The following is a 13,254-nucleotide window of genomic DNA, read 5'->3' as shown; positions in this document are numbered from 1 at the left end:
GAACACTCTCTTAGTTCACGCCGCTTTTGGTTCCAAAAACTTTGACGACGGACAAAAGCCAAGAGGGCAAGGAGCGGCTGGCCAAGTCGTTGAAGGACAAAAACATCGACAAGATGATGGCTGCGCCGGTGACGGCGATCATCGCCCATGATTTGGAATTCTGGCGCTACCTGCCGTTCCTGTTTCCACATGAAGATCGCCGCCCATATTTTGAAGGCAAACCTGAGCACAGTGAAACCACCGCGTTTCGCAATGGCACGTTGCAGGGGGCGTACTTCATGATTGCAGCACGGGCGCTTGGACTGGACGTTGGCGCCATGAGCGGGTTTTCAAATGCAGTTGTGGATGAAGAGTTTTTTGCCGGAACCACACTGCGGTCAAATTTCCTGTGTAACCTTGGCTATGCGGATGAAGCCGCGCTGTTCCAGAAGCTGCCGAGGTTTCCGTTCGAACAAGCCTGCAACTACGCGTGAGGATCTAACTCTATGGCCATTCGTCAAAAGACTGTTGTGACGATCAAGATGTCTGGTTTTGCCAGCAGTCATAGCCATTGCGTCGTGCATACACGCGACCTGTCGCTGACCATTGACGAGCCTGTGGAGCGGGGCGGGACCAATCTTGGGTTTTCGCCAACCGAAACAGCCTATGCCGCCTTGGTCGGTTGCACCAACACCATCGGGCACAAATGTGCGGCCAAGTTGGGCGTCGACGTTGGGCATCTCGAGTTTGAGATGGAGATCGATTTCGACCGGCGCGGCGTGTTGTTGCAGGAAGAGATCGAGGTGCCGTTCAAAGCCATTCGTCTGGACGTGATGTCAGACGGGGCTGCCAGCGCAGAGGAGTTGGCGCAGGTGGCGGCGGAAACCGAAAAATACTGTGCCGTTTCAAAGATGTACAAAAATGCAGGCACAGAGGTGGAGGTCAGTTGGACCAAAAAATGACCTCGTAAATTTGAACCATCCAGGGAGGAGACGATGGGAATGATTAACAAAGGACTGGCGCTGGGCGCATTGATGGCCGGATTGGCTGCAGCCCCGGCATTTGCACAGGAAACCATCAAAGCAGTTGTTATAGACGGGTATCCGGCGCGCGCGCTTTGGGTCAAGGAATTCACCAATTTCTTCATCCCAGAGGTGGACAAAAAGCTCGCCAAGACCGGCAACTACAAAATGGACTGGCAAGAGAGTTATGGTGGTTCGATTGTGAAGCCCAAAGGTGTGCTCGAAGGGGTCAAACTTGGCCTTGGTGACATTGGCATCGTGACCACGATTTTCCACAGCTCCAAACTGCCCTCTCAGGCGATTTCTGCGGTGACGCCTTTTGTGGCAGCGGATGCGCGTGCGGTGGCCAAGGCGGTGGACGAGATCGCCAAAGAATACCCAACAATGCAGAACGAGTTTGCCAAACAAAATCAGGTCTACCTGGCGACTGGCGTGGTGCTGGACACCTATCAGGTATTCTCCAAGGAACCTGTGAGTTCGGTGAGTGACATGGAAGGTGCCAAGGTTGCCGGCGCCGGTATGAACTTGCGCTATCTGGAAGGTATCGAGGGGGCCGCTGGCGTACGTGGGGGGCTTACTGACTTTTACAACATGCTCGACACGGGGCTGGTGGACAAAGCCATGCTGTGGCCAGAAGCGGCCAAGACCTTCAAAATCGCGGAAGTGGCCCCTTACATGCTGCGGGCAGACCTGGGCGCAGTGAACTCCAAAACCATCACAGTGAACAAAGACTACTGGGAAGGTTTGCCGGATGAAGTCAAAACCGCCCTGCAAGAGGTCGCGGTGATGTATCGGGATCACGTGGCTGGTATTGCCATGGATCGCGCTGCAGAAAGCCGGGATTCTTACGCCGCGGCAGGCGGCACCATTGTTGACGTGACCACCGAAGACCGCGCCAAATGGGCGGCAGCGATGCCAAACATTGCGGCGGAGTGGGCCAAGACGTTGGACGACAAGGGGGAGCCAGGCAGCGAGATGCTCAGCGCTTACCTCGGCAAGCTCGAAGCCGCTGGCTACACCGGCGTGCGCAACTGGACCGAGTGATCGGCTGATCCAAAAGACTGAAAGGGCCTGACTGTGACGACCTCTGTTTTTGGCAAGACACTCCGGGCCCTTTCCGGAATTGCCAGCACCACCGCAATTGGCGCCAACGCCATTGGCACGCTGGTGGTGCTGGGCCTTGTCCTGATCGTGAACTTTGATGTGGTGGCGCGGGGTGTGTTCAACGCGCCGTTCCGTGGGGCTTATGAAGTGGTGCAATTTGCCATGGTGCTGATTGTATTCCTTCAGCTGCCGGATGTGGTGCGGGTAAATAGACTAACTCGCTCGGACGGGTTCCTGGTGGTGATTGGCCACAGGTTTCCGCGCTTTGCCAATATACTGCGCCACGTCATCGACACGATCAGCGCGATCTTCATGACACTGGTGGCGATTACCATCTGGCCCGAGTTTCTGGAGATGCTGGACACACGTGACTATTTTGGCGTGCCGGGCATTTTCACAGCGCCGTGGTGGCCTATCAAGCTCACCATTTTTGCCAGCGCGACCCTTTGTGCGGTGCTCTTTGCCTTCAAAGTTCTTTCCCCTGCTGAAAAATCAGAGCTGATCCGTGCTCCCGAACATGAGGACAAAGAATGAGTCCGCTTGAAATTGGCATGGCCTCTGTCGTTGCCATTGTCGTCCTGATTTACCTCGGGATGTATATTCCGATTGCGCTGGGCGTGGTGTCCTTTGTCTCCATCTGGCTGATGCGGGACAACTTCGATCTGGCGATGAACCTGTTGAAGATCGCCGTTGGGGACAGTGTGATGGAGTACACGTTTGCCACGGTGCCGCTGTTTACCTTCATGGGGCTTGTGGTGTCCAAAGCCGGGCTCGGCGCAGACGTTTATGACGTCATGAGTACCGGCTTTCGGCGGGTAAAAGGCGGCATTGGCATGGCCACGGTTGGGGCCAACGCGGTGTTTGCCGCCGTGACCGGCAGCTCCATCGCCTCCGCTTCTGTGTTCTCCAAGGTGTCCGTGCCGCAGATGCTCAAGTACGACTACAACCCGCGCTTTGCCGTTGGGGTGGTCGCCGGGTCTTCGGTTTTGGGTATGATCATTCCGCCGTCGGCCATGCTGATCATCTACTCCTTCGTGGCTGAGCAATCTGTGGGAGAGATGTTCCTAGCCGGTGTCGTGCCGGGCCTCATGTTGGCGGTGGCCTATGTGGGCGCGATTTTCTTCATGGGGCGGTTCTTTCCGAATTTTGTTGGCGGACGTCCGGCAGAAGACTTTGAGGCGATGCGCTGGGGTGAGATTGCCTCCAAGACATTGCCGACCGTGGGGCTGATCTTTGTTGTTCTGGGTGGCATCTACACCGGGTGGCTAACGCCTGTGGAGGCCGGGGCCACAGGATCGCTTGTTGCGCTTCTGATCGCGCTTGTGCGCCGCCGTATGACCGCCAAAGGGTTCTGGGAAGCGCTGCTCGAGACCGGCTATATCACCGCGTCGATCTTGTTTTTGATCACCGCGGCGTCGATTTACAGCCGTATGCTTGGTCTCGCGGGCTTGCCAAATGAGTTGGGCGACATGCTCGCCAACAGCCATGCCAGCTTCTTCACTGTGATGCTGTTGTATGTCCTGCTGATGCTGTTCCTCGGCACGCTTTTGGATACAGCCTCGATCATCCTGATCGTTGTGCCGCTGTTCCTGCCTTTGGTAGAGCCGATGGGGCTCAGCCTGGTGTGGTTTGGCATCATCACCGTGGTGGGCGCCGAAATCGGCCTGCTGACGCCGCCGCTCGGTATTTCCTGCTTTGTGATCAAAGCCACGCTGAACGATGACCGCATCTCGCTCAAAGATGTGTTCCTCGGCGCGCTGCCCTTTGCGGGTGTGATGCTGATCGTTCTTATCCTGCTGATCCGCTACCCGGCGCTCAGCCTCGCTATTCTGAACTAGGAGGCGCCCATGCGCTCTGTCACCAAAGACAATATAACCGACGTTTTTACGTCCTATTTTGGCGATGACACGGACCCGCGCGTCAAAGAAGTGCTTTCGGCTTTGGCGCGTCACATCCATGACTTTGCCCGGGAGGTGAACTTGACCCACGACGAGTGGCGGGTTGGGATCGACTTTCTGACGCGGGCAGGGGAGATAACCACCGCTGAGCGTCAAGAGTTTGTGTTGCTGTCCGATGTCATGGGCCTGTCCTCGCTGGTGGATATGCTGCACTCCACTCCGGAGGCCACCAGTTCCTCCGTGCTTGGCCCATTCCATGTGTCCAATCCGCCGCCGCTTGCGGTTGGGGGGGATATGAAGCGGGATTATGAAGGTGAAACCGTGCTCGTTGAAGGAACCGTGCGTGATACGGAGGGTAATGCGATCCCGGGCGCCCAGATCGACATTTGGCAGACTGCACCGAACGGGATGTATTCCAGCCAGGACCCGGAGCAGGACACCCATTCGTTCCATGGGCTGATGACGGCGGATGAAAATGGACGCTACGCGTTCACCACGGTGCGACCCGTGGAATACACTGTGCCCTCAGATGGGCCGGTTGGTGATATTCTCAATGCGGCCGGGCGGCATCCGTGGCGCCCATCACACTTGCATTACATCGTGACCGCCGATGGCTTCCGCTCGCTGGTGACGGAAGTGTTCCCGGACGATGATCCTTATCTGGATCAGGATACGGTGTTTGGTGTGCGCGAGGACTTGGTCATGACCTATGTCCCGCAGCCTGCTGGCAGCTTCCCAGATGGGTTTGAACTGTCCGGCAAGGTCAATGGGCCCTACGCGCGGGTCGACTTTGATCTGGTATTGGCGAAAGCTTGAGCAGTGTTGGCCTGTCCTGAGGGGCGGGCCGACTGCCTACTCTGGGGTGTCAAACTGCGCCGTCAGGAAGTCGCCGGTTTGCCGATAGTGTGAAATCAAGCGTTCCACCGCCAGATTGGCGTTGCGTTCGACGGTTGCCGCCAAAATGTCCGCGTGTTCGTTGCTGACGTCCCGCTTTTGATAGCCCGATGCGCGTCCCGCGAGATAGCGGTAGCGCACATTGAGATCATACAGTTGGTTGCAAAACTTGAGCAAAATTGGGGAGTCACAGGCGGAAAGCAGTGCCATGTGAAAGGCTTTGTGGCGCTCTTCAAAGGCTTCCACATCGTCCCGGTTCTGCCGCCCCATACGGTGGTGGGCGAGGACAAGGCTTTCCTCCCAGTTTTGATTGCCGGAGGTAATGCTGCGCCGAAGGGCCATCTCTTCCAGGTGACAGCGCAGCATCAGGATCTCTTCGAAATTGCCGCGGCTTGCAGAGGCTGTCCGAAACCCGCGCTGATCAAGTCGTTCAACCAGTTGATCGCTCACCAAAAGGCTTAGTGCTTCGCGGACAGGAGAGGCCCCGGTGTCCAGCGTCTTTCGCAATGTGTCGATTTTAAGTTTCTCGCCAGGGGACAACTCCCCGATAACGATCATTCGACGCAACGCTGCATAAGCTTGCTGCGTGGCGGATCCGGTTTCGCCAGTCGGCTTAACTGGCGGTGTTTCGACTGGATTAAACATAACTTAAAAATATCGAAATTGTGGATCTTCGCAATGAAAAATCGCAAATTTGGGATACTGTTTTTGCTTCGAGAGCAGAGAAAAATGCGAGGGCTGGCTTCCGATCAGTCAATGCTGTCTAGAACAATTTTCGCCTCAAGGGAATGGTGCGCGGGGCGTGCGCGCCTGAGTCCCGCTGTGTGGTGAACTAACTTTCCGGGCGTCAAGTTTCAGATGTCTTTGACTGGCGTTTTACATTAGTTTTGGAAGCGAACGCGCGAATTTGCGCCAGAAGGACAGGCAATGAGCGAGCCCAAAATCAAAAACATGGAAGACTTCGCTGCGATCAGCGGGATTTCCCGGCCAACGATTTCGAAGTATTTCAACGATCCGGAGAGCGTGCGGAAAACCACGCGTGCGCGCATCGAAGCGGCATTGGAGCAATATAATTACCGACCCAATATTTATGCGATCAATCAAAACCGAAGGCAGACAAAAAACATCGGTCTGGTGGTGCCCAATCTGACCGATCCGTTTTTTGCCGGTATTGCTCGGACAATGGAAGGGATGATTTTGAAGGCGGGATTTAACCCACTGTTGCTGAGTTCCCACGCGGGGCCAGAGCAGGAAATCGCCAACCTGGACAGTTTACGCGCGATCAAGCCGGCAGGGGTGCTTTTGGCCCCATTGGGACGCGCGTCTGACACTGCAAAGGTGGCCGAGTTCGCAGAGGAAGTTCCGACGGTTCTTTTTGATGCCAATCTGGAAGGGGTCGGGGAGGCCTTCTTTGGTTCCGACAATGACCAAAGCATTGAACTGATTGTCGAATACCTGTGCAGAACCGGGGAGCCTCCGGTGTTTTTTGAAATGAAGTCTCCTATCAACCCAAACGCATACAAACGGCGAGCAGCCTATGTCGCGGCAATGGAACGTTTGGACCAGAAGCCACATTTGATCCAGACAGATGGCGAGGGCTGGGACTTTGAGGAGATTGGATTTCGCGAAGGCACACGGTTGATTTCCAATCGCCTGCTGCCAACCAACACAGTGCTGTGTTCCAACGACCGTTTGGCGATTGGTTTTTTGTCCGCTGCCTATGAAAACGGGTTGCGCGTTGGTTTAGGCGCAGGCAGTGCGTTGCGCGTGGCGGGGCACGATAACCATCCGTTCTCGCAATACACCTGTCCGTCGTTGACCACGGTTTCTCAAGACTACGATTCCATTGGGGCGAGGAGTGTGGAGACACTTTTGAGGCTAATTGAGTCGAGGCAGCGTGCGACAACGCGGGATGTTACATTATTTGAGGGGCGGTTGATTATGCGCGGCTCTGCGTAATGCATTGATTAGTCTCATGTAATTATAAAAATTTGCGCGCGTAAAAAAAATAAACTGACGCAAGGCGCATTGCGACGATAGCCTGTGCGGGCAACATCCAGAGACAGGGAGGATCGGATGTCCTAAAGAAACGTGCTTGGTGCGGTGAGTGCCATGACCTTGATGGCCGGTGCAGCTGCTGCCGACACCAGCCTGACCATTGCGATCGTGAACAACGGTCACATGATCAACATGCAAAAGGTTGCTGAAGCCTACACGGCAGAGACCGGAGTGGAACTGAACTGGGTTTCGCTGGAGGAAGGTGTTCTGCGCGAGCAAGTGACCTCCGATACGGCCACCGGTGGTGGCCAGTATGACATCATCAACATTGGCATGCAGGAAGCAGCTATCTGGGGCGCGGCAGGCTGGATTGAGCCTCTCAAGTTCGGCGCCACCTATGATGAAGGGGACATCTTGCCTGCGATCCGCGCGGGGCTGAGCCACGAGGGCCAAATGTATGCGGCGCCGTTCTATGGCGAGAGTTCCATGGTGATGTATCGCAAAGACCTCACGGACGCTGCCGGCGTGAACATTGCCGACAACGACAGCTGGGATAATGTGAAAGCTGCAGCCGCCGCGATCCACAACCCAGACGAAGGCGTTTACGGCGCCTGCCTGCGCGGCAAGCCAGGTTGGGGCGACAACATGGCCTTTATCACAACGGTGGTGAATTCCTTTGGCGGCGCTTGGTTTGACAAAGACTATCGCCCAACCATCGACAGCGACGAGTGGCGCGCAGCAATCAACTTCTACGTTGACCTGCTTGGCAACTACGGTCCTCCGGGCTCAGAAGGCAACTCGTTCAACGAAATTCTTGCCCTTTATAACGAAGGCAAATGCGGGATGTGGATTGACGCCACAATTGCTGCGTCCTTCCTGGAAGTAGATGGCGTTGCTTACGCGCAATCGCCAAACGCAGGTAACTCCGTCGGTGCCAACTGGCTATGGGCCTGGGCCATGGCCATTCCGGCTGGCTCTCCAAACGCCGAGGCGGCGTCCGATTTCATCGAGTGGGCAACTTCCAAAGAGTATGTGCAAGCTGTTGGTAACCACCCAGAGTTTGGTTGGGGTTCAGTTCCGACAGGACAACGGGCGTCCACCTATGCGTTGCCTGAGTTCCAGGCCGCGGCCGGTTTCGCCAAGGCGGAAATGATGGCGATTGAAAGCGCTGCACCACAGGCGACGGACTTGAAGCCATACGTAGGTGTGCAGTTTGCTGCCATCCCTGAGTTCCCAGAAGTGGGCTCCGCTGTTGCTCAAGAGATGGCCGCAGCATTGTCTGGTGCCAAGTCTGTCGATGAGGCCCTGGCTGCTTCACAGGCGGCTGCTGATGCGATCATGAAAGAGGCTGGCTACTATTAAGCCTCTGCTCCCCGGGAGGGTTGCGGTCCCTAGCGTCGCCCTCCTTTTAAAGCTAATCGCTGGCTTGCTCTGATAACTTAGCGACACGTACCCTTCACCCAATTGCAATCTACGAACAACACGCTGAACGATTTTATCGTCTTGGCGGGAGGAAAGCCTCATGTCTAAGAGAACGCTTCCAAGGCTCCTGCAAACCCCAGCGGTCCTATTGCTCTTAGTCTGGATGCTGGTGCCGCTAGGAATGACCTTGTATTTTTCGTTCATTCGCTATGTGCTGAACAGCCTGCGGCGACCTGAATGGACCAGCCCCAGTTTGAGCAACTGGCGGGGGTTTGGGAACTACGAATTTGTCCTGAAGTCCAAAGATTTCTTGCTCTCGATCCAAAACAGCCTCGTCATTGTCTGCAGCATCCTTTTTTTGACCGTGATCCTCGGTGTGCTGATCGCCGTGTTGATCAACCGTGCCTTTCCGGGTCGTGGGATCGTTCGCGTGCTGCTGATTTCGCCTTTCTTTGTCATGCCAGCCGTAAACGCCGTTCTGTGGATCAATATGATCTTGGATCCTGTGCTTGGTCTGCAGGGCATCACAGTGGGCAGCATCAACGACATGGTTGAGGGACTGCGCAATGCGCCGCTTGTGGGTTGGTTTTTCTCACTTTGGCCGGAGCTCACACCGATCTCTTTCCGGGCCACACAGACCTCCGCCCTTGCGGTCATCATTATGGTGACATGGCAGTGGACCCCCTTTGCGGTGCTGATTTTCATGACGTCACTGCAGTCTGAGGACCAGCAACAGAAAGAGGCGGCTGTTTTGGACGGTGCTGGTCCGTGGTCACAGTTTCGCTTTCTCACCTTGCCGCACTTGGGCCGACCAATTGCCATCGTGGTGATGATCCAGGCGATTTTCCACCTGTCACTTTACGCGGAGATCGAGATCGTCAGCCGCGGGAACGGCAACAAGAACCTGCCATATCTGATCGGTGAGTTTGCCAACAACAACATCGGAGCTGCCAGCGCAACCGGCATCTTCGCAGTCATCCTTGCCAACATCGTCGCAATTTTTCTGCTGCGCATGATTGGCAAGACTTTGATGGAGTAACGGACCATGGCCATCGTTGCACAATCTTCAAAACTCTCGAATGTCCTCTGGCCAGTGCTGGCCTGGATTGTGGGGCTCCTGTTTTTCTTCCCAATCTTCTGGATGGTGCTGACCAGCTTCAAAACCGATGCTGATGCGGTGAAGTCTGAGTATCTGCTCTGGTTCACACCGACGCTCGAAAACTATCTCAATATGACCGAAAACTACGACTATTGGCGCTTTGCGCGCAACTCGGTCATCACCTCTGTGTTTGCCACGATCTTCACGCTTGTGGTGAGTATTCCAGCGGCCTACGCCATGGCGTTCAACCCGACCAAGCGCACCAAAGATGTGCTGATGTGGATGTTGTCTACCAAGATGCTGCCCGCTGCTGCAGTGCTCTACCCGATGACCTTTTTAACCAAGAGTCTGGGACTGTTTGATACCCACTTCATGATCATTCTGGTGCTAAGCCTAATCAACCTGCCGATCGTGATCTGGATGCTCTTCACCTACTTCAAGGAGATCCCCAAGGACATCATCGAGGCTGGCAAAATGGACGGCGTCGATACGCTCGGGGAGATCAAGGAAATCCTGATCCCGCTGGCTTGGGGAGGCATCGCCTCGACCGCGCTGCTGTGCTTCATCTTTTGCTGGAACGAGGCGTATTGGACGGTGCGTCTAACCACCACCGACGCTGCCACGCTTTCCAAACTCATCGAAGGCAATCGCGCACCCGAAGGCCTATTCTTTGGCCGCCTGTCGGCTGTCTCCACTGCCGCTGTTGGCCCCATCGTGGTGCTCGGCTGGTTCTGTCAAAAACAATTGGTCCAAGGCCTGACCTTTGGCGCCGTGAAGTAAGGAAACGTCATGGGACGCATTCAACTTGAAAACGTGACCAAGTCTTTCGGTGACGTGGAGGTCATTCCACCACTGAACCTGACCATTGAAGACGGTGAGTTCGCGGTTTTCGTAGGGCCGTCAGGCTGCGGTAAGTCCACATTGCTCAGGCTGATTGCCGGGCTAGAGGAAACAACCTCGGGCAAGGTCATCATTGACGATGAAAACATGACAGAGGTGCCGCCCTCCAAGCGTGGGTTGGCAATGGTGTTTCAATCCTATGCGCTTTATCCGCACATGACGGTGCGCAAGAACATTGCCTTTCCGATGCGCATGGCGGGCGTGGATGAGGACGAGCAGGAAAAGCGCATAGCCGCGGCGGCCAATGCGTTGAACCTCACGGATTATCTGGACCGCAAGCCAGGGCAGCTCTCCGGTGGACAGCGCCAGAGGGTTGCCATCGGCCGTGCCATTGTGCGCGATCCCTCGGCTTTCCTTTTTGACGAGCCCCTGTCCAACCTGGACGCTGCCTTGCGCGTGGGTATGCGCCTTGAGATCAGCGAGATGCACAACCGTATGCAAACCACGATGATCTATGTGACCCACGATCAGGTCGAAGCCATGACCATGGCTGACAAGATTGTGGTGCTGCAGGCCGGTGTGATCGAACAAGTTGGTTCTCCGCTGGAGCTTTATCACAAACCACGAAACAAGTTTGTGGCCGGCTTTATTGGGTCCCCCAAGATGAACTTCATCTCAGGAGACGAAGCGGCCAAACAAGGCGCTCACACCATTGGTCTCCGCCCTGAACACACCGAGGTCAGCACGACGGAAGGTCTGTGGAAAGGAGTGGTCGGCGTGGCAGAACATCTTGGATCCGACACTTTCATCCACGTGCATGACACGGGGCTTGCGGAGACGTTCACTGTGCGCATCACCGGCGATATTGCTGTGCGCCATGGCGACACGGTTTATCTGACGCCGCAGGCTGAGCAGATCCACAAGTTCGACACAGATGGGCTGCGCATCGTGTGATGCCGCCCTACGCCCTTTAACCCAGCCGCAAAGAAAGAAGAGCTGATGGGATACCCCGCGAGGAGATCGGAAACGATGAAGCTCAGCAACGCGACACTTCAAGAGATGCCGGAAGGTGTTCTTGTGCCGACTTACGATCGCGCGGCGCTTACCCCGGGGATCGTGCATATTGGCGTTGGCAATTTCCACCGCGCGCATCAGGCGTGGTATTTGCACCGTCTTATGCAGCTGGGCAAAGCGCTGGACTGGGCCATCATCGGCGCAGGGGTGCGCGATTATGACAGTGCGCAACGCGATAAGCTGGCGGCTCAGGATTACCTCACAACCCTGATCGAACTGGACCCGTCCGGCTCCTCTGCCGAGGTGGTCGGGGCGATGGTTGATTTTGTGTCGATCGAGGAGGGCAATCGCGCCTTGATCCGCCAACTTTCGGACCCGCGTATCCGGATTGTGTCCCTAACGGTCACCGAAGGGGGTTATTTCCTCGATCCAGCTGACAAACGGTTCTCGCGCACGCATCCCGATATTCAGCATGACGCGGTCAACCGTGACACCCCTCGCACCGCCTTTGGCGCCATTGTCGCAGCGCTGAAAGTGCGGCGGGCCGCGGCCATTGGTCCTTTCACCTGCATGAGCTGTGACAACTTGCCGGGCAATGGGCGCATTCTTAAAGAGGTAGTGATAGGCTTGGCCAAGCTAAGCGCCCCTGATCTGGCGCAATGGATTGCAGAGACTGTTAGTTTTCCGAATTCCATGGTGGATTGTATCGTACCCGCCACCGGACCAGGAGAGGTGGCCTTGGCGCAAAGCATCGGCATAGGCGACGCTGCGCCTGTGACACATGAAAATTTTCGTCAATGGGTGATCGAAGATGACTTTTGCGCCGGTCGCCCCCCGCTGGAGGACGTCGGTGTAACGGTTTCAGATCGCGTGCACGACTATGAAGCGATGAAACTTCAGTTACTTAACGGCGGTCATCAAGTGATTGCAGCGCCAGCTGAGATACTGGGGCTCCACACAATCGCAGACGCGATGCGCACTCCTATGATCAAAGCGCTGTTTCGAAAAGTGGCGCTTGAAGAAATCCTGCCTCACATCACCCCCGTGCCTGAGATCTCGCCAGAAGCCTATGTGGACCTTATCGACGCGCGCTTCTCCAACCCCGCGATGGTCGACACTGTCAGACGGGTGGCGTTTGATGGATCCAGCCGCCACTCAGGGGCCGTTTTGCCGATCATTCGAACTGCCTTGGCCGCAGGGACGCCAACGAATGGCTTAGCTTTGTCTCAGGCGCTTTGGGCGCGCATGTGCCAGGGCGTGCGGGAAGATGGCAGCACAATCAAGGCCAATGACCCGGATTGGGCGCGCCTCTCTGAAGCTGCCAATGCGGCAAAGCAGACGCCGCAAGCATGGTTGGAGCAACGACATATTTACGGCGACATTGCCGACAGTGGCGGATTCTCGGAGGCATTTTCGCGGTTTCTTGCGCAGCTGTACTCGGATGGGGTTGAAGCTACCATTGCGGGTTACGTTGATGGGTGACTCATCTGGGTCTCATTCCTCTAAGCAGGAATCGAACATACGCCGTTGTTCATGGGGCGGCTGAGGGAAGGATTTTCCCAGAATTGGCTTTGCTCAAAACATCAACCTATTGCGTAAACTGTAAACCTCCTGAAGGCCGAGGGGCTGGAACTGGTTGTTCTGACCGAAAGGGCGTCAAGGTGCGATCGCCTTGGTCAAGGTCTGAACCATGGTCAAAGAACTCATCCAAGCTGTTAGAGGCGTAGATGCAAAGGGGGCTGGACATTCATTTAAGAGCGGTCTTTTTTGCAAATTTGACTGAGGACACTTTGCATACCATATCCGCCTATTCACCATGGGTGACACATTGCTTCTTCGGATCAAAGGTTGCAGGCGTAATGACCTAACGCACTGTCTCTCGTTCGTTCTGCCGCACAGCATTTTTGAAATGCTGGCTTAAATGCAGGTCGGTTGTCAGATTTGAGGCGCATTTCACATGCCGTGTTGGGTACAGCGAGCGACT

The 13,254-nt window shown here is 55.7% G+C and carries 13 protein-coding genes; 12 read left to right on the top strand and 1 reads right to left on the bottom strand.

Annotated elements, in window-relative coordinates; all coding sequences use genetic code 11:
• Positions 1-41: 41 nt before the first annotated feature.
• From MK208_RS16025 to MK208_RS16000, 6 genes are read left to right on the top strand one after another with little or no spacing between them, the layout of a single operon-like run.
• On the top strand, positions 42-473 hold the full coding sequence (locus tag MK208_RS16025) for a malonic semialdehyde reductase (RefSeq protein WP_294118345.1): 432 nt from the start codon (positions 42-44) through the stop codon (positions 471-473).
• A gap of 12 nt (positions 474-485) precedes the next feature.
• A complete protein-coding gene (locus MK208_RS16020) occupies positions 486-941 on the top strand; it encodes an OsmC family protein (protein ID WP_294118344.1) in 456 nt (151 codons plus the stop codon).
• Positions 942-980: 39 nt separating this feature from the next.
• Positions 981-2,045, top strand: a complete 1,065-nt coding sequence (locus MK208_RS16015) for a C4-dicarboxylate TRAP transporter substrate-binding protein (RefSeq protein WP_294118343.1) — start codon at positions 981-983, stop codon at positions 2,043-2,045.
• A 33-nt stretch (positions 2,046-2,078) separates the two neighbouring features.
• Entirely contained in the window at positions 2,079-2,639 is a 561-nt protein-coding gene (locus MK208_RS16010) for a TRAP transporter small permease (protein WP_294118342.1), read from the top strand.
• On the top strand, positions 2,636-3,943 hold the full coding sequence (locus MK208_RS16005) for a TRAP transporter large permease subunit (RefSeq protein WP_294118341.1): 1,308 nt from the start codon (positions 2,636-2,638) through the stop codon (positions 3,941-3,943). Before MK208_RS16010 ends, MK208_RS16005 begins: the two co-directional genes overlap by 4 nt.
• A 9-nt stretch (positions 3,944-3,952) precedes the next feature.
• Positions 3,953-4,819, top strand: coding sequence for a dioxygenase (locus MK208_RS16000; protein WP_294118340.1), 867 nt, complete (start codon positions 3,953-3,955; stop codon positions 4,817-4,819).
• A gap of 36 nt (positions 4,820-4,855) precedes the next feature.
• On the opposite strand, the gene MK208_RS15995 is transcribed toward MK208_RS16000, so the two are convergent.
• Positions 4,856-5,542: a GntR family transcriptional regulator gene (locus tag MK208_RS15995; protein WP_294118339.1), complete on the bottom strand. Its 687-nt coding sequence runs from the start codon at positions 5,540-5,542 to the stop codon at positions 4,856-4,858.
• 282 nt (positions 5,543-5,824) lie between these two features.
• Here MK208_RS15995 and MK208_RS15990 point away from each other — a divergent pair, with 282 nt between their 5' ends.
• The 6 genes from MK208_RS15990 to MK208_RS15965 all read left to right on the top strand — a co-directional run bounded on the left by MK208_RS15990 (position 5,825) and on the right by MK208_RS15965 (position 12,752).
• Positions 5,825-6,856 carry a LacI family DNA-binding transcriptional regulator gene (locus tag MK208_RS15990; protein WP_294118338.1) on the top strand — a complete coding sequence of 344 codons (1,032 nt, stop codon included), beginning with the start codon at positions 5,825-5,827 and terminating at the stop codon, positions 6,854-6,856.
• A gap of 153 nt (positions 6,857-7,009) precedes the next feature.
• Positions 7,010-8,257: a sugar ABC transporter substrate-binding protein gene (locus MK208_RS15985; RefSeq protein ID WP_294118337.1), complete on the top strand. Its 1,248-nt coding sequence runs from the start codon at positions 7,010-7,012 to the stop codon at positions 8,255-8,257.
• A gap of 160 nt (positions 8,258-8,417) precedes the next feature.
• The gene (locus MK208_RS15980) at positions 8,418-9,356 is read left to right on the top strand and encodes a sugar ABC transporter permease (RefSeq protein WP_294118336.1); all 939 of its coding nucleotides are present in this window, start codon (positions 8,418-8,420) and stop codon (positions 9,354-9,356) included.
• A 6-nt stretch (positions 9,357-9,362) separates the two neighbouring features.
• Complete coding sequence (locus MK208_RS15975; protein WP_294118335.1) at positions 9,363-10,196, top strand: carbohydrate ABC transporter permease; 834 nt, start codon at positions 9,363-9,365, stop codon at positions 10,194-10,196.
• 9 nt (positions 10,197-10,205) lie between these two features.
• Positions 10,206-11,210 carry an ABC transporter ATP-binding protein gene (locus MK208_RS15970; protein ID WP_294118334.1) on the top strand — a complete coding sequence of 335 codons (1,005 nt, stop codon included), beginning with the start codon at positions 10,206-10,208 and terminating at the stop codon, positions 11,208-11,210.
• Positions 11,211-11,285: 75 nt separating this feature from the next.
• Positions 11,286-12,752 carry a mannitol dehydrogenase family protein gene (locus MK208_RS15965; RefSeq protein ID WP_294118332.1) on the top strand — a complete coding sequence of 489 codons (1,467 nt, stop codon included), beginning with the start codon at positions 11,286-11,288 and terminating at the stop codon, positions 12,750-12,752.
• Positions 12,753-13,254: the final 502 nt, after the last annotated feature.

It is taken from the genome of Shimia sp., from assembly GCF_022448905.1.
In the GTDB taxonomy this organism is placed as follows: Bacteria; Pseudomonadota; Alphaproteobacteria; order Rhodobacterales; family Rhodobacteraceae; genus Shimia.
Note: the sequence above shows the minus strand (reverse complement) of the source record. Positions and strands in the feature narration are given on the sequence as shown.